Below are 17,466 nucleotides of genomic sequence, written 5' to 3'. Positions count from 1 at the left end.
TTATGAGTTTTTACAATTCTAGGTATGTCAGTGAATTAATGGTATTCCCTTTAGAACTGAGATAATAACGAAGTGTCAATTATCAAAAGCTCTTTTTAGGCGGGTTTCAAAGCGCTTTATGCTGCGTTATTGGTTCTGATAAGGGAGTAACCATTGTCTGTAACCAATGCCTTGACTAAAGCGCTTTTAACTCTCGTTGATTGAGCACTTTATTAACGGAAATAGTATAAAATAAAGCTGCTGTTTATGTTTATATAACTTGTTTCACATATTTATTGGGACCACTTTGTGGCAAGGTAAATTTTATAGAAAGATCTTACTGTGTAATTTAATGGAATTGGTTTTCTACCCAAAATCACGTAGGGCAAGACTATACCCAAGCTACTTGATAATGCATGATTTCAGCGGGAGTTAAAATGGTCAAATACAAGACATTTATTGCAGGTAATGGTTATTCTCTTATCAACATAAATAAAGCGGTAGTGACCATTTAAAACCGCCCCGTAGCGAATTTATCAGGTAAGTAATCACTACGTTACATCAATTTTAAAGGCAATAAGCATTCCTAAAATGATGTGCCTTGTGCTAACTCACCTGATAAATTCTGAAACAAGCATTATCAAGTGGCTTGGGTATATAGCTAAGCTATCATCAATAAATATCCCGCATCATAGGGTGATGCGGGATATTTTATTAGTCTACATAAAATTTTTGTTGAAATTTTAGTTTTTTAAAGTTTTTTCCTTGGCTTATTTCTAATTCAAAACGATAAGTTTCTTCATTTCGGTATTTTATAGGGGCAATATAATAAACCGAGTCACCTTCCACAATTTCTTTAAACTCCATGTTTATACGATGACCTATTAAGTTTCTTGCAACACCTATAATTTTTACTTTTTGGGCTGGCGTATCTTTAGTGCGATTGTCTAATACCGAAATATTTATAACACCCGCATATGCACTGCGTTCAATACCATAATGTTTGGCTATTTTTGGTTGTAAAAAAGTAGATGGGAAAGCAATGTAATGAACATCCCAGTTACCTAAGGTTTTAAATTGTCCTCCTTGATCACTGGCATGAGTAAAAGAGGAAAATAAAAAAAAAGTTACAAATAGCAAAATGACATGATTGAACTTTACCATTGGTTGTCTCCATCGACATTGATTTTATGATTGAGTGTTATAACAATTCCGATAATTAAGTGGCCACTCAGAGCTTGTGAGGTTTTACAATTCTATCCATGTCAGTGAATTCATGGATTCCCTTTAGAACTGACATAACAACGAAGTGTAAATTCTCAAAAACTCCTTTTATGCGAATTTCAAAGCGCTTTATGCTGCGTGATTGGTTTTGATAAGGGAATAACCATTGTCTGTAACCAATGCCTTGCCTAAAGCGCTTTGAACTTCCGCTGATTATCCACTTTATTAACGGAAATGGTATTAATACCTAATTCATAAATACGTGTTCATTTATATTTGAGCACTAAGTTAAAATAGCTGATATGAGCCATAGTTGGCTTTGTTTTGATTATAGTATCAGGGTTTAGTTTTATCTTGTTATTTTTTATAGATTAATTAACTTTAAGCGGGATGTTTTAGAAGAGCCAATTGAAGGTTCTTCTTAAAAGGGATAGATATATACCCATGTTACTTCAAAATGCATGTTTCATAGCTATCTGAGAGAGTCCAATTCAAGGCGTGTTGATACAGGAAAGGCAGCTTTAAAACCAACGCAAGGATGAAGTGGTTTTGCTCAGAAGTTCCGTCTCGGCGAGTTTAAACAGGGTTTATTCTGCGTTATTAATCTTGATAAGGGAACAACCATTATCTTCAAATTAATGCCTTACCTAAACCCTGTTTAATTCTCTCTGAAATCGCGTATTTTGAGGTATCATGGTTATAGACTTAATTAAATAAATCCATAAATAAAATCTGAATAAACTGGATACTAATAATTAATACCAATACGGATAAATCTAGACCACCAATAGGGGGAATGATTTTTCGTATGGGCTTAAGCATTGGCTCAGTCAGTTGGTGAAAAACCGCTTCCATAGGGTTATGTCCCTGGCTAATCCAGCTCAATATCGCACGGATAATTAATATCCAAAATACTAAGTTAATGGCCTCTTTAACAAGCGTGATCCCAGAATTTATTAATGCACTTATTGGATCCCAAGCACTGTAAATTATCAACATTACTATGCTAACTTTAGCAAAAGCAATAATAAAGCCTAATACCAGAGAAGCGACATCTATTCCTGCAAATCCAGGAATTATTTTGCGTAATGGGTTTACTAAAGGAGAAGTGGCCTTTACGATAAATTGACTTAAAGGATTGTAAAAATCAGCTTTGGCAAGTTGCAGCCAAAAACGAAGTAATACCACCATTAAAAATAAATCAAAGGCGATTTCAATTAAAAATTTAAATGCATTCATTAGTTACCTATTTAGCCTTACAGTGCTTCCTGAATAAGTCAGACTACACTAATTATTAAAGTTCTTGTTCCATTTCTTGTGCTCTGGCAATACATTTATCCATCGCATCTGAAACACTCTGTACTAAGTCATTTTTTTCAAATTGTGCCAGTGCAGCAGCTGTTGTGCCATTTTTTGATGTGACATTTGCACGCAAAGTTGAAATGGAGATATTTTGAGACTCTACCATTTGTGCTGCACCTAAAGCGGTTTGTTGCACTAATAATCTAGCTTGTTCATCACTAAATCCTAATGCTTTTGCTTTTTGTTCTATCGCTTCCATAAACAAAAAGAAGTAAGCAGGAGACGAGCCAGTTACAGCAGTAATATTGTTAATATCAGACTCTTTTTTTAACCAAATCGTAATGCCTGTATTGTCAAATATGCTTTGTGCGAATACGCGTTCTTCTTCACTTGCATTTTGAGAGTAAAGTCCAGATACCCCTTTACCTAATAAACAAGGAGTATTAGGCATACAGCGTATCATCGTCACTTTTTGGTCTAACATTTGTTGTAACCGTTCAATTGTTAAACCTGCTGCAACAGAAATAAATAATTTTTTACTTATATCTATGTCTGAGTTGGCAAAGGTTTGACATAAATCAGCCATCATTTGTGGTTTTACACTTAGTACAATTACGTCAGCTTTTGCTAATGCAGCTAAGTTATCAGTATCAGTTGATATTGCTAACTCATTGGCTACTTTTGCTAACTTTTCACAATTTCTATTCGTGGCAATAATACGGCTTTTATCAAAACCATTTTTGATCATTCCGCTGATAATTGCGTAACTCATATTACCTGTGCCAATAAAGGCGATGGTTCTGTTTATCATTTATAAACCTTAACTTCTTGCACCAAAAATATCTGTACCAATTCTTACCATAGTTGAGCCTGCAGCAATAGCAGCTTCTAAATCAGCACTCATTCCCATAGATAAGGTATCAATTTCTTTATATTGGGTCTGTAGTGCATCAAAGCAAGTTTTTAGCTGACTAAAAGCGTGGATTTGTTGCTCCAAAGATTCCTTCTTTTCAGGGATAGCCATTAAACCTCTTAACTTTATATTATCTAAAGTATCGATATCTTGTGCTAACTGGCTGACTTCTTCTAAAGTACATCCTGATTTTGATGATTCATTACTGATATTTACTTGTATTAATATGTTTAGAGGTTGTAAATTAGGGGCTCTTTGTTCACTTAATCGTTTTGCTATTTTCAGTCTGTCGATGCTTTGCACCCAAGAAAAATTATTTGCTATTAATTTAGTTTTATTTGATTGTATAGGGCCAATAAAATGCCATTGAATATCATCAATATGCGCGAGTTTTTCAATTTTTTCAACTGACTCTTGCACATAAGACTCACCAAATTTTCGGTGACCCGCCTCATAAGCATCTAAAATAAGGTTGATTGATTTTTTTTTGCTAACAGCTAGCAAAGTAATACTTTGTTCTCGGCGGTTAAACTTTTTTACTGCTTGTGTGATTCTACCATAGGCGGAATCCAGTCGTTCTGCTATTGTCATCATATATTTAATATCTAAATTTATTAGTTTTCGGAGTTTACCTATGGATATTACCGAATTATTGGCCTTTAGTGTGCAACATAATTCTTCAGATTTACACTTATCGTCAGATGTATCTCCTATGATACGTGTTGATGGTGATGTTAGGCGTGTCAATATTCCAGCTTTAGAAGCCAAAGATGTCAATGGATTAGTTTATGACATTATGAGCGATAAACAACGTAAAGACTACGAAGAAAACTTAGAATGCGATTTTTCTTTTGAAGTGCCAAATTTAGCGCGTTTTCGTGTAAATGCATTTAATACAAATAGAGGGCCTGCTGCTGTATTTCGTACTATTCCAAGTGATATTTTATCATTAGAAGATTTAGGCGCTCCTGATATTTTTAAAGAAATCTCAGATAATCCTAGAGGATTAGTATTAGTGACTGGTCCTACGGGCTCAGGTAAGTCTACCACCTTAGCTGCCATGGTTGATTATATTAATGCCACACGACATGATCATATTTTAACAATTGAAGATCCAATCGAATTTGTACACAAAAATAAACTAAGTCTGATAAACCAAAGGGAAGTACATAGAGACACTAAAAGTTTTAACAATGCGCTTCGTAGTGCATTACGTGAAGATCCAGATGTAATACTTGTTGGTGAGCTACGTGATTTAGAAACCATTCGATTGGCTATGACGGCAGCAGAAACAGGTCACTTAGTTTTTGGTACCTTACATACAACCTCAGCACCAAAAACCATAGACCGTATTATTGATGTTTTCCCTGCGGCTGAAAAGTCTATGGTGCGTTCTATGTTATCTGAATCACTGCGGGCTGTTATTTCTCAAACGCTGATAAAAAAAACGGGAGGTGGTCGAATTGCAGCACATGAAATCATGATAGGTATTCCGGCAATAAGAAATCTTATTCGTGAAGATAAAATTCCGCAAATGTATTCATCGATTCAAACAGGTGCAAGCGTTGGTATGCAAACCATGGATCAGTGTTTAAGAAACTTACTTAATAGGGGTTTAGTGAGCCAAGCTGCCGCAGCTTCAAAGGCACATGATAAATCACAGTTTAGTACTTCAGGGGAAATGTAAATGAAACCGAGTAAATTAAATTATTATTTAGCAAAAATGTGTGAAGTAGATGCATCGGATGTATTTGTTTCTAGTCATTTACCAGTGAGTGCAAAAATAAATGGTGAGTTAACACCTTTAGATGAACACGATTTAACAGAAGAGGAATCTTTATCTTTAGTTGAATCGGCGATGAGTGAGAAGCAAATATCTGAATTTCATGTAACAAAAGAATGTAACTTTGCTATCGCAACAGATGAAGGTCGCTTTAGGATCTCTGCCTTTTGGCAAAGAGATAAAGCGGGTATGGTTATTCGTCGGATTGTAACAACAATACCTGATGTTGGAGATTTAGGTCTACCTTCGGTATTAACCGATTTAATTATGGCTAAAAAAGGATTATTGCTTTTTGTGGGTGGTACAGGGACTGGTAAATCTACTTCCCTTGCTGCTTTATTAGGTTATAGAAATCGTAACCATAGAGGTCATATTTTAACAATTGAAGACCCTATTGAATTTGTACATGAGCACGAAAAAAGTATTATTACACAAAGGGAAGTCGGTTTAGATACAGACAGTTTTGACTCAGCTTTAAAGAGTTCATTACGTCAAGCGCCAGATGTAATACTTATCGGGGAAATACGTTCACAAGAAACAATGGAATATGCATTAAGTTTTGCAGAAACTGGGCATTTATGTGTGGCAACGCTACATGCAAATAATGCTAACCAAGCAATTGACCGTATTATGCATTTAGTACCAAAAGAAAAGCACGAGAAATTAAAGTATGATTTAGCGCTTAACTTACGGGGTATTGTCGCTCAGCAGTTGGTTGCAACATCTGATGGTAAGGGAAGAGTTGCCGCCATAGAAGTATTATTAAACTCACCTATGATTGCAGAGTTAATTAAGAAAGGGGACATTGGCGGTATTAAAGAAACGATGTCTAAGTCACGTGAAATGGGCATGCAAACATTTGATCAGGCTTTATTTGATCATTATCAAAATCAAAGAATTAATTATGCTGATGCACTACATAATGCTGATTCACCAAATGATTTAAGATTAATGATAAAACTTAGAAATAATGATCAGCAAGGGGCTGGTTTTTTACAAGGTGTTACAGTTGATGGATTAGGTGATGAAAATTCTTAATTAATTAATTAATTAATTAATTAACACCTAAACCACTTCAAGATACAGGGTTCAGTTGGAATTAGAAACGCCTTAGGTAAGACATTGATTACAAAGAATAGGTTATTCCCTTTTCAAGATCAATAACGCAGCTTAAAGCGCTTCTAAACCAAACCATAGGGGACTTCTGAGTAAATCATGCTCGTTGTTGCCGGTCCATCTTATTTTAAGGAAACAACCATTAATACAAAGATGCGCCTAGATCATGAGTTGCTCAGCAGTCCTGGAACACGCATCTTGAAGTGGCTTGGGTATAATAAACTGATTCAATTATGTAAAATTAGCTTTTCTTTTAGTTGCTTATCAAGTAATGTAAGTTGGACTCGATAAGCTATACAGACTCTTTTAATGTCGAGATCACATATTTTTCGGAATGAGGGTTATGAACATTGATTCTCAAAGAAGCTTTCTAATATGATCCTCGCTGACATGCTATCTACATTATCTTTTTTAAGATTTTTATAACCACCATGCTCAAAAAGCTGTGACTTTGCATCTGTAGTTGTTAAACGCTCATCTTGTGTTTCAACAGGTAAAGCATGTTTATTATGCAAACGGTTTGCAAATTTTTTAGCTTGAAAAGTCACTTGTTGATTACTGCCATCCATATTTAAAGGTAATCCGACTACAATTAAGTCAGGTAACCATTCGTCAACAATTGTTTTGATTTCATTCCAGTTAGGAATGCCATCTTGCGCTTTTACGGCACATAATGGGGTTGCCGAGCCAGTCACTTCTTGTCCAACAGCTATGCCGATACTTTTAGTGCCAAAATCGAAGCCTAATACTGTACGTTGACCTTTTTCTTTTAATTGGCGTTTTGCCATTTTAACCTCATATAAATTGTTATTCTTGTAATGAGAACCTAAGCATGACCTTTTTGGCTACTTAACTTACTAATATCAATTCCTAGTATTTCAATTGCTTTTTCCCATCTTAAATGTGCGGGTGTATTGTAAATAATTTCAGGGTCAGCTTTAATTGTTAGCCATGCATTATTCATTAACTCTTCTTCAAGTTGGCCTGAGCTCCAGCCAGCATAACCTAAAGAAATAAAAAATTTCTTAGGGGCTAGATCTGTTGTAAGATATATTAATATATCTTTAGATGTGGTGATCATAACTTCATTAGTGAGTTTTAAGCTTGATTGGTAACCATCTTGAGGAATGTGTAAAACAAAACCTTGCTCTTGCTGTACTGGACCTCCAGAGAATACAGCGATGTTTGCTGCATCGGTTTGTTTATCGTTATCTATTTTTATTTGATCAAGTAATTCACCAACGGTTAAATCTATGGGCTGGTTAATCACTAATCCCATCGCACCTTTCTCATTATGTTCACAAATATAGGTAACAGAATGTTTAAATGCCGGATCTTGCATATTTGGCATTGCAATGAGAAAGTGGTTTTCAAGGGATTGCATTACATTCACCTTAGTTATTGATCTTAGGGGTAATGCTTATTCGTTATGATAAGCATTACCTTATTATACGTTATACCCGTAGTCTTTCAAAATACTCCCAGAGGGCAAGCCAAATCAAAGTCATCTTCGTTGTTGTGAATGCTTAAAGTGGAATAGCCATTCCTTCACTTTTACGCCTAGAATCTCATTCTGATTTGACTTGCTGAAATTCCGTATTATGAATGGTTAAGGGTATTTGATTCTATTCTGCGTTCTATTGCATCAAATAAAATACCGGTAATAGAAATATCATAAGCTGCTTGAATTTCTTTCACACAAGTCGGTGCAGTCACATTTATTTCAGTTAACTTATCACCAATGATGTCTAAACCTACAAAAATAAGCCCTTTTTCTTTTAAAGTGGGTGCGATAGCTTGTGCTATTTTTAAATCTGATTCACTAAGAGGGCGTGCTTCACCACGACCGCCTACTGCTAAGTTTCCACGTGTTTCACCATTTTGTGGAATGCGAGCTAAACAATATGGGATCACTTGACCATCAACCACTAATACACGTTTATCTCCTTGTTTTATTTCAGGGATATAGTTCTGCGCCATCGCAAATTCTTTGCCATGTTTGGTTAAAGTTTCACAAATTACACCTAAATTAGCATCATCTTTTTTCACTCTAAAGATTGAAGCTCCACCCATACCATCAAGAGGTTTTAAAATTATATCGCCATGCTCATCTAAGAAACTACGAATTTGTTGCTGATTGCGTGTGACCAAAGTGTCAGGTGTAAACTCACTAAACCAAGCTGTAAATAGTTTTTCATTAGCGTCACGCAAACTTTGTGGTTTATTTACAATTAAAGTACCAGTAAGTTCAGCACGCTCTAGAATATAAGTAGCGTAAATATACTCGGTATCAAAAGGGGGATCTTTACGCATTAAAATAACATCAAGGTTCGCTAAGGCAATGTTTTGTTTTTCTTCTAATTCATACCAATGGTTCTCATCTTCAAAAAGCTGCGCTTTAGCTGCTGTCGCAAAAGCTTGTCCTTTTCTTAAATAAAGGTCATCTATTTCCATATAATAGACTTCATAGCCTCGGTTTTGTGCTTCTACCATCATGGCAAAACCAGTATCTTTTTTAATATTAAAACCTGAAATTGGGTCTGAAACGATCCCGAGTTTAATGCTCATGGTAAGACCTTATTATTTAGCGGGACTGACTACCCAAATGTGTTAGTTATAAAGTATATGGGGCTAGTTTATGAAAAAACTAGCCTAAATAAACCCTATATGATTATGCTAAATCGCCAAATTGTAGTTGTAATGCACTTAATACTGTTAGTGCTGCTGTTTCAGTTCTTAATACTCTTGGCCCTAAACGAATATCCATAAAGCCAGAGCTTTTAGTTAGCAACATTTCAGCTTCGGTAAAGCCACCTTCAGGGCCAATAATAAAACGTAAGCCTTTTATTGGATTTGAAATTGTTTTAATACTGTGTTCAGCTCTAGGGTGCAAAGTGATCTTTAATTCATCAGATGGCTGATCTAACCAGCTTTCAATTTTGATAGGCGCATGAATTTTTGTTATAAAGTTTCGACCAGATTGTTCAGCGGCAGAAATTGCAATTTTTTGCCATTGTTGATGTTTTTTTTCTAATCTATCACCATTGAGTTTGACGCCACATCGTTCGGTAAAAATAGGGGTGATTTCTTTAACTCCCAGCTCTACAGACTTTTGAATTGTAAAGTCCATTTTATCACCACGAGAAATACCTTGTCCTAGGTGAATATTGAGTGGAGATTCTACATTTTTATCGTTAAATTTATTTACCGTTACAGAAGCTGATTTTTTACTTACTGCTGATAATTCACATAGATATTCACCGCCTTGACCATTAAACAAACTTATTTTATCTCCTACGCCCATTCTTAATACGCGTGTTATATGCCCTGCGGCATCTGAACAGAGATCTAAAGTTTGATTTAAGCTGATTTTACCAGCTTGATAAATATGTGGGATGCGCATAATTGTTATAAATTTTTAAATGGAGATTACTGCCAATGATACAGATATCTATTGTTTATATCTATTTCCTACTGGTAATGTGCTTGGCGTGATGAGAAATAAAGAAGAGTAGAGTGCTCAGTAAGAGCACTCTAAGATTTTAACAGTGTAACTAAGCTTGATCGAAGTGGTAAGCTAAATGCTGGTGGAAGCGAATAGTGATCTCTTCATGATCTGGAGTTATTTCTAGATCTTTCGCCATCATGCGTAAAGATTTATCAACGGTTTCCATAAACTTAGCAAAACCTTTATCTTCTATATCAGCTTTGGTTGCTGCAAAAATGATTTGCACGTAGTCAACTAAATTATCATCTTGCCAATTACAGTAAAATTCATTTTTAGGTTCGATAGGATCAAAACCTAACATTTGTAATTCACCTACTTTTTGTTCAGGCATATTTGAACTATTACGAATAATAGGTGTTAAGCCATTTGCGATAAATGCACCATTTTTTAAATTATAATGATTTGCAGATTTCACACATGCATCGGATAACATTTGATAAAAATCACCATAAGACTGCTCACCAACCAAATTCACATTGCTACGTTTTAATAAACGACGAGACAGTGGCATGCTTGCGACTACGTAACTCATAGTATCGTTTTGCTCTGGTAAGGTAACTTCAGCAGCTTTATAACGGTTTTTGATTAACCTTAAAGTATGACCGTTAGAGCCTTCAACACCTTTATCTTTTGCGAATAAATCATATGTTAAATGTTGATGATCACGTAAGCGAACAGCACTTGCATCAACACCTACTTCAGATAAAAGCTTTGTAAGTGTTTCGCGAACTTTTGTATGATAGCCAGCTGCACTTGTACGAATTGAGTCACCTGATGCTAAAAATAATAAAGATATTTTTTTCGATCGAACAGCACCATCAAAATGAGATTTATATGATTGATGATATTCTGGATTATAGAAAATCAACATTTGCTGATCAGTTTCCCAGTATCGGATCTCTTGATTAAAACGAACACGAGGTAACTTATCATTAGCGATAAAGTGAACATTATCTATATCAGCATCTTCACAAACTGTGAAAAGTTGCTCAGAAAACTTTTGATAAAAACTTTGCCAAGGTTTTAATTTATCAGAACTGTTATTACTTTCAAAACGATCTAATAATTCATCTGTTATTTTAAATTCAGCTAATAAAAATTGGTTATAACGAGAATTTGAAGGTAAATAAACTTTACTAACTTTACTGCGATGACGACGAATAGACATTATTGATCCTTTATCTTAATTGATAATAAGCACGTTTATTATTTGGTTATTATAAAAATTCAAATCACTAGATTTATTGTTTTAGAACAAACTTTTCTTAAGTAGACATTCATTTATTAAAGGAATCAAGTTTAAGATATAAAATTTATGAATTTTTATTTATAAATTTAATCAATATATACCCATGATACCTCAAAATGCACTATTTCAGCGAGAATTAAACAGGATTTAGGTAAGACATTAATTGAAGACAATGGTTGTTCCCTGAACAAAATTAATAACACAGCATAAACTCTGTTTAAACTCGCTGAGCCGGTGCTTCTGAGCAAACCCTCTTCATCATTGCGTTGACTTGAAAGGTACCGACTCCCTGTATCAAAACGCCTTGAATTGAGCTCGCTCAGATAGCTCTGAAACATGCATTTTTAAGTAACATGGGTATAGATGTTAGGATTATAATTTTCCATCAGACCTTCAGGATAAAGTGGTTTTGTAAAACCGTATTGAGCGTATAAACCATGGGCGTCTTTGGTTGTTAAAGTAAAACGTCTTAAATCTTGTAACCTTTTATCTGCCATAATAGCCGTGATAAGTTGTTTCCCTAGACCACGGCCTCTAAATGGCTCCAAAACAAATACATCAAGTAAATTAGCAAAAGTAGCTTGATCGGTGACCACTCTGGCGAAAGCACATAATTTATTATTATTATGAATTACAAAACATAAAGAATTCTCACAGGCGTGTTTTAAGCAAGCTTTGGATATGCCTTTTGACCAATAACTACGGTTACTTAAAAAGCTAAAAACGGTTTCAAAATCATTTTCGTTTAAATTGTATTTGACTTTCATAGTGTCTCCGAAATAAAAATCATAGGTATGGTTAGTAGGAGTAAAGCAGCCATCGTGAAATTAAATTTTTGGTTGAAATTTGGTTCTTGTAGCTTGTCTGCTATTAACTTGCCAATTGTGACCCATACAAATGCACATGGAATAGATACCGTATTAAATAATAAAATACTAAGAAACGCTGAAGACCAATAAAGTTCACCGGTCAGTGTAAATGCAGAACTTGCTGTTAATAGCATGGTCCAAGATTTTGGATTGATTAGTTGAAACCCTGCAGCTTGAATAATATTAAATGGTTGATGTACTTTATTTGATGACGGTGGTTTAGCTCTAGAGATAGTTACAGCTAGTTTTAGGATATATATGCAAGCAATCAAACTTAATAAAAACTGAACTTTAGGCCAAGTAATAAATAACTGCCCTAATCCAAATAGAATGCTAGTTTGTAAAAATATCATGCCTATTCGTATTCCAAGGATATGAGGTATAGTTTTTTTAATGCCAAAATAAGCTCCTGAATGGGCTAATAAAATATTATTTGGTCCTGGGGTTATCGTTGCTATAACTGTAAAAATACTAATAGGTAAAATTAAAGCTAAAAGTTCATTTTGCATAATTTGTCCTTGTTAATTAATAATTGTACGCATACAATTGTCGTTGTTTGTATTGTTTTAAATTGTCACAGTTATTTTAATTAGGCTATAAGTTTATTGTTATGGATACAATTTGGAAGGTGAATCAAGAACGCTTTATTGAGCTTGTTAAAACACAGGCAAAATATAAAGCATTAAGTATATTAATTGATGAAGCGATCACTGATGGAGATTTAGCGTTTAAACAAAAGTTACCGGCGCAGCGTTGGCTAGCTGATGAGTTAAACGTTACTCATGGTACAGTAACTAGGGCTTATGAATTAGCGCAAAAAAAAGGGCTTGTTAAAGCTAAGTTAGGCGCTGGGACATTTGTTGATGTGGATAATACGACTTATGTAACTGAAGATCTTGAAGTTGACTTTGCATCAAGTATGCAGCCAAAGATGGGACAGCAAGATATTTTAGCACAAGCTATGGCTGAACTTGCTCAAGATAATAATGCTTTGTCTCAAATCTTGACTTATTCCATAGATGGTATTGATAAACATAAAAAAACATTTAGTAACTGGCTTACAAATAAAGGCATTAAAAACTCTGATGATTTAATATTCTTACAAGGCGCACAACAAGGGGTTTATAGCTGTTTACAAATATTGACTGAGCCTGGGGATTTAGTGCTACATGAGACGCTGTGTTATCCTGGTTTTTATCGTGCAGCAGAAGCTTCTCGATTAGCAATGAAAGGACTAACTTTAACAAGTGAAGGTCTTGATTTAGGTGAGTTAGAGGCTATTTGTAAAAAATATTCCCCAAAAGTATTGTATATAACGCCCAATAATCAAAATCCGACAAATGTAAAATATAGCCAAGAACAGCTAGATAATATCTTAGCTTTAAGTCGGCGATATCAATTTTTTATTATTGAAGATGATGTGAATTATTGTCTTCCTAATAATTGGCGTTTACCACTTCAGCAAAAAGCGCCTGATCGGGTTTTTTATATATCAAGCTTATCTAAATATTTTGCAGGTGGTTTAAGGGTGGGTTATGTTTTGGTGCCGGTGCTATTTCAGCAAGTTTTAAAGCAAAATATTCATAGTCAATGCTGGATGGTTTCAACTATGAACTTTGAATTGGCATCTCGCTTTATTCAAAGTGATTCATATCAATATAACCAAGAGAAACTAGCACAAGAATTAATCTACAGGCAACAAGCGTTTAAGATGCTTTTTGATAAATATAAACTTACCGCACGGTTAGGTGGTTTAAATATTTGGTTAGAACTACCCAGCCATATCAATATGCATCAATTAAGCGGCTTATTGTTAGCAAATAATGTCAAAATACGTACTGCAGATCTATTTTCAGCTCAATCTGGTAGTGAGAATAATGCTATTCGTATCTCTTTAGGTGGACCTGACAGGAGAGGCGTATTTAATAAAGGCATAGAAATTATGGATAAGGTTTTTAAGCAACTGCACAATAATAATGATGTCGTTATTTAAAAAATAAATCGGCTTCATTATGTATTTTTGATTTTGGAAAAGGATTGAGCATTCTGTGCAATTAATGTCTTATTTAAAGTGCTTCTAACTTTAACTGAGTTCTGTATATTATGATGTTTAGGGTAAAATCACCTGAACATATTACACCCTATGGTGGTTTATGTTACCCTTGCCTCAATTATTTAGACTTAGTTTTTACATACTTATTTTAAGAGATTTAACTCATGACTATTCGTACTCGTGTAGCACCGTCACCAACGGGTGACCCGCACTTAGGCACAGCTTATATTGCATTGTTTAACTACGCTTTTGCTAAGCAGCAAGGCGGTGAATTTGTGTTGCGTATTGAAGATACAGATCAGGTGCGTAGTACACCAGAATCAGAACAAGCAATTATGGATAGTTTACGCTGGTTAGGTCTTAATTGGGATCACGGTCCTGATGTAGGTGGTGAGTTTGGTCCATACCGTCAATCTGAACGTATTGATTTATATAAGAAATATGCACAAAAGCTAGTAGATGATGATAAAGCATTTTACTGTTTTGCAACGAGTGAAGAGCTTGAGCAAATGCGTGAAGCGCAAATGACTGAAGGTTTACGCCCTAAATATGATGGCCGTGGATTAAAGCTATCTAAAAACGAAATTGAAGCGAATTTAGCTGCGGGTAAACCTTATGTTATTCGTATGAATATCCCAGAAGAAGGGACTTTCAAATTTAACGATTACTTACGTGGTGAAATTGAGATCCCGTGGGAAAATGTTGATATGCAGGTACTTCTTAAAGCAGATGGTTTTCCAACTTATTTTTTGGCAAATGTTGTAGATGATCATCACATGGAAATTAGCCATATATTTCGAGGTGAAGAGTGGATTAACTCGGCACCTAAATTATTAAAATTATATGAAGATTTTGGTTGGTCTGCACCTACATTAGGCCACTTACCATTATTGCGTAACCCAGATAAATCTAAATTATCAAAACGTAAAAACCCTACTTCTATTAATTATTATAAAGAAATGGGTTTTTTACCTGAAGCAGTATTGAACTACCTAGGTCGTATGGGCTGGTCAATGCCTGATGAACGTGAAAAATTCACCTTAGCCGAAATGATTGAAAACTTTGACATGAAACGTGTATCACTAGGTGGTCCAGTATTTGATGTTGAAAAACTCAGCTGGTTAAATGGTCTTTGGATCCGTGAAAACCTAACTGACGAAGCGCTAATTAGTCGCTTTGTTGATTGGAAATTTAATAGCGAAACTTTAGCTAAAATTTTACCACAGGTAAAAACGCGTATTAATACACTATCTGACTTAGTTGAATTGGCAGGTTACTTTGTTTCAGGCATGCCAACATATGAACCTGATTTATTAACAGCGGGTAAAGCTGAAGAAGATGTGATTCGTCAAGCGTTACAATTCTTTATTTGGGACTTAGAAGCTTTACGTACATGGCAAAAATCAGAGATTTTTGCCATCGCAAAGAAATTAGCTGATCACCATGAGCTAAAAATCAAAGTATTCTTAGAACCTATCTTTGTGGCTATCAGTGGCAAAACATCTTCTACTTCTGTCATTGATGCAATGGAAATTTTAGGTTCTGATATGTCTCGTGCGCGTTTACGTGTTGCTTTAGGGCATATTAGTGTATCTAAAAAACAAGCAAAAAAACTAGAGAAAGCTTATAAAGTTTACCTAGCAAATTAAAGGAAATTTTTAATAAACAATATAAAGCGACAGTATCGTTTTATATTGTTTATTAACTGATTCGACCTCTATTATCATAAACCTTGATAGAATAGTCAGGTTGTAACTTTAGTCATAAAAGAAGCCATTAAAATATGTTAAGTCCTTTTTACCATCAGTGCGAAAAAAACAAAATCACTTTTACCCGTGAACAAGGTAGTAATTTCGCTAAATTAATAGCTGATGACTATAATCCCTTACATGATGCTGATGCTAAAAGGTTTTGTGTGCCTGGCGATTTGCTTTTCTCTTTAGTTTTGCAGAGATATGGTATCAGCCAAAAAATGCACTTTACATTTTCTGGTATGGTAAATGAACATGTCGCGTTAGATTTTCCGGAAGTTGCAGATGAGTTTGATATTACCGATGGTGATAAAGTGTATTTATCTGTTAAACGCTCTGGTGAATCAACTGATTGCCCTGCATTAATACAAAGTTTAACTAAAAATTATGTTGAATTTTCTGGCACAACTTTTCCGCATGTCATTATTCCAATTATGTGTGATCAAAACGTGATGATAAACCCATCACGCCCTATGGTTATTTATGAATCAATGTCGATTGATTTACAACGATTAGATATTACCAGCCCCGAACTTGAGTTTGCAGATCCTGTATTTGAACTTAATGGTAAACGAGGTAAAATCATCTTACGCTTTAATATTTTAGAGCAAAATGAAGTTGTTGGGACCGGTGTTAAAAACATGCTTGTTTCTGGTATTAGGGATTACTGCCAAGAAACAGTAGATGATTTGATAAATTTCTATAATCAAAGAAAAACAGATTTAAAACCTGAGTAATTACTCAAAATGTTAGATTTTTTTAAAAGATTTTTTATATAAAGAAGGCACTTAATTGATGTCTTTTTTGTTTGCCCAGCGAAGCTGGCAAACCCGACAGGCTAAAAGAAGCCTGATCACCCAAATTAAGGGGGGAAGAGAATCCGAATGGCAAGGGCGTTATTGGCTAACGATAGGGTCTGAAGTAAGCCATAGAAAGTCAGAGGTACATAACATAAGTAAACCTGCTTCGGCGGTGTTGGTGGGTAAGCGTCCAAAATAGCGCGAAGCCCGATACTTAGTTAGACCAATACTGTGCTTGAGGGTGGTATTTCTAACAGGGAGTCAGTGTAGTAACTGGGGAAGCCTGGCATCTAAACTTAATTTTAGTAAGTGGCCAAAATTCAAGAGGAGACTCAAGGTTTAGTGTCGGTGTGAGGTGGCAGATGAACCCGTAGTAGTGAGTAAGGCTAGGCCGATGAAAGCCAGTAATGGTGTGGAGGACAAAACCAAGCCGACTATCAGCAGTATGTTTGATAGAGTCAACTTAAGCCAAAAGCTTTAATTGATTGCGAAGGAGGGAAGTGATTTATAAATCACAGAAAATTGGTAACATTTATCTTGGGTTCACGGATCATCAAATAAGGTGAAGTCTCCATCAACGGCTAAAGGTAACATTAGGGCTGTAAATGGAACTGGACACGGGGAGTAATTGTTCCTCTTTATTATAGGCATAAAAGGCGGTTAAGCATATTGCAATAATAGGGCAAACCCCACGCTAGAAGACTTAATGCGATAACGAAACAAACTTAACTGATGCAAATAAAAACTAATAAAAGGTGATGTAAGACAATATTTTGAGAGTTCATTGTAGCTTCTATGGGCGCATGTTATCACTGCAAGCGCTCTATATGGCTTACAAACAAGTGAAAAAGAATCGAGGCGCTTCCGGTATTGACGGGCAGAGCGTAGATGATTTTACCCAAAATTTGGAAGTTGAACT

18 protein-coding genes are annotated in these 17,466 nt (G+C 35.2%); 7 read left to right on the top strand and 11 right to left on the bottom strand.

The window, feature by feature from the left end; translation table 11 throughout:
• Positions 1-693: 693 nt before the first annotated feature.
• The 4 genes from CJF42_RS07995 to CJF42_RS07980 form a co-directional block, all read right to left on the bottom strand.
• The gene (locus CJF42_RS07995; protein WP_095366177.1) at positions 694-1,143 is read right to left on the bottom strand and encodes a DUF4426 domain-containing protein; all 450 of its coding nucleotides are present in this window, start codon (positions 1,141-1,143) and stop codon (positions 694-696) included.
• A 765-nt stretch (positions 1,144-1,908) separates the two neighbouring features.
• On the bottom strand, positions 1,909-2,442 hold the full coding sequence (locus CJF42_RS07990; protein WP_095366176.1) for a YggT family protein: 534 nt from the start codon (positions 2,440-2,442) through the stop codon (positions 1,909-1,911).
• 55 nt (positions 2,443-2,497) lie between these two features.
• Positions 2,498-3,316, bottom strand: coding sequence for a pyrroline-5-carboxylate reductase (gene proC, locus CJF42_RS07985; RefSeq protein WP_095366175.1), 819 nt, complete (start codon positions 3,314-3,316; stop codon positions 2,498-2,500).
• Positions 3,317-3,325: 9 nt separating this feature from the next.
• On the bottom strand, positions 3,326-4,012 hold the full coding sequence (locus CJF42_RS07980; RefSeq protein WP_095366174.1) for a YggS family pyridoxal phosphate-dependent enzyme: 687 nt from the start codon (positions 4,010-4,012) through the stop codon (positions 3,326-3,328).
• Between the two features lie 40 nt (positions 4,013-4,052).
• On the opposite strand from CJF42_RS07980, the gene CJF42_RS07975 reads away from it, so the two are divergent.
• From CJF42_RS07975 to CJF42_RS26685, 3 genes are all read left to right on the top strand, one after another.
• Positions 4,053-5,105, top strand: coding sequence for a type IV pilus twitching motility protein PilT (locus CJF42_RS07975; protein ID WP_095366173.1), 1,053 nt, complete (start codon positions 4,053-4,055; stop codon positions 5,103-5,105).
• On the top strand, positions 5,106-6,239 hold the full coding sequence (locus tag CJF42_RS07970) for a PilT/PilU family type 4a pilus ATPase (RefSeq protein ID WP_095366172.1): 1,134 nt from the start codon (positions 5,106-5,108) through the stop codon (positions 6,237-6,239). It begins immediately after the preceding gene.
• Between the two features lie 177 nt (positions 6,240-6,416).
• Positions 6,417-6,608 (top strand): hypothetical protein, encoded by a 192-nt coding sequence (locus CJF42_RS26685; RefSeq protein ID WP_141235511.1) that lies wholly within the window; start codon positions 6,417-6,419, stop codon positions 6,606-6,608.
• Positions 6,609-6,658: 50 nt separating this feature from the next.
• On the opposite strand, the gene ruvX is transcribed toward CJF42_RS26685, so the two are convergent.
• From ruvX to CJF42_RS07935, 7 genes are all read right to left on the bottom strand, one after another.
• Positions 6,659-7,105 (bottom strand): Holliday junction resolvase RuvX, encoded by a 447-nt coding sequence (ruvX, locus tag CJF42_RS07965; protein ID WP_095366171.1) that lies wholly within the window; start codon positions 7,103-7,105, stop codon positions 6,659-6,661.
• Between the two features lie 38 nt (positions 7,106-7,143).
• Entirely contained in the window at positions 7,144-7,701 is a 558-nt protein-coding gene (locus CJF42_RS07960) for a YqgE/AlgH family protein (RefSeq protein ID WP_095366170.1), read from the bottom strand.
• A gap of 215 nt (positions 7,702-7,916) precedes the next feature.
• Positions 7,917-8,885, bottom strand: a complete 969-nt coding sequence (gene gshB / locus CJF42_RS07955; protein ID WP_095366169.1) for a glutathione synthase — start codon at positions 8,883-8,885, stop codon at positions 7,917-7,919.
• A gap of 103 nt (positions 8,886-8,988) precedes the next feature.
• Entirely contained in the window at positions 8,989-9,720 is a 732-nt protein-coding gene (gene rsmE, locus CJF42_RS07950) for a 16S rRNA (uracil(1498)-N(3))-methyltransferase (protein ID WP_095366168.1), read from the bottom strand.
• 151 nt (positions 9,721-9,871) lie between these two features.
• On the bottom strand, positions 9,872-10,993 hold the full coding sequence (locus tag CJF42_RS07945; protein ID WP_095366167.1) for a DUF3083 family protein: 1,122 nt from the start codon (positions 10,991-10,993) through the stop codon (positions 9,872-9,874).
• 425 nt (positions 10,994-11,418) lie between these two features.
• Positions 11,419-11,841 carry a GNAT family N-acetyltransferase gene (locus tag CJF42_RS07940; protein ID WP_095366166.1) on the bottom strand — a complete coding sequence of 141 codons (423 nt, stop codon included), beginning with the start codon at positions 11,839-11,841 and terminating at the stop codon, positions 11,419-11,421.
• On the bottom strand, positions 11,838-12,452 hold the full coding sequence (locus tag CJF42_RS07935) for a LysE family translocator (protein WP_095366165.1): 615 nt from the start codon (positions 12,450-12,452) through the stop codon (positions 11,838-11,840). Before CJF42_RS07935 ends, CJF42_RS07940 begins: the two co-directional genes overlap by 4 nt.
• Before the next feature lie 101 nt (positions 12,453-12,553).
• Here CJF42_RS07935 and CJF42_RS07930 point away from each other — a divergent pair, with 101 nt between their 5' ends.
• The 4 genes from CJF42_RS07930 to CJF42_RS07915 all read left to right on the top strand — a co-directional run bounded on the left by CJF42_RS07930 (position 12,554) and on the right by CJF42_RS07915 (position 16,746).
• A complete protein-coding gene (locus CJF42_RS07930; RefSeq protein WP_095366164.1) occupies positions 12,554-13,936 on the top strand; it encodes an aminotransferase-like domain-containing protein in 1,383 nt (460 codons plus the stop codon).
• A gap of 224 nt (positions 13,937-14,160) precedes the next feature.
• Positions 14,161-15,645 carry a glutamate--tRNA ligase gene (gene gltX / locus CJF42_RS07925; protein WP_095366163.1) on the top strand — a complete coding sequence of 495 codons (1,485 nt, stop codon included), beginning with the start codon at positions 14,161-14,163 and terminating at the stop codon, positions 15,643-15,645.
• Positions 15,646-15,779: 134 nt separating this feature from the next.
• On the top strand, positions 15,780-16,484 hold the full coding sequence (locus CJF42_RS07920; protein WP_095366162.1) for a DUF3581 family protein: 705 nt from the start codon (positions 15,780-15,782) through the stop codon (positions 16,482-16,484).
• Between the two features lie 58 nt (positions 16,485-16,542).
• Positions 16,543-16,746: a hypothetical protein gene (locus CJF42_RS07915; RefSeq protein WP_095366161.1), complete on the top strand. Its 204-nt coding sequence runs from the start codon at positions 16,543-16,545 to the stop codon at positions 16,744-16,746.
• The last annotated feature ends 720 nt before the right edge of the window (positions 16,747-17,466 follow it).

This window comes from Pseudoalteromonas sp. NBT06-2, assembly GCF_002276045.1.
Lineage (GTDB): Bacteria > Pseudomonadota > Gammaproteobacteria > Enterobacterales > Alteromonadaceae > Pseudoalteromonas.
Note: the sequence above shows the minus strand (reverse complement) of the source record. Positions and strands in the feature narration are given on the sequence as shown.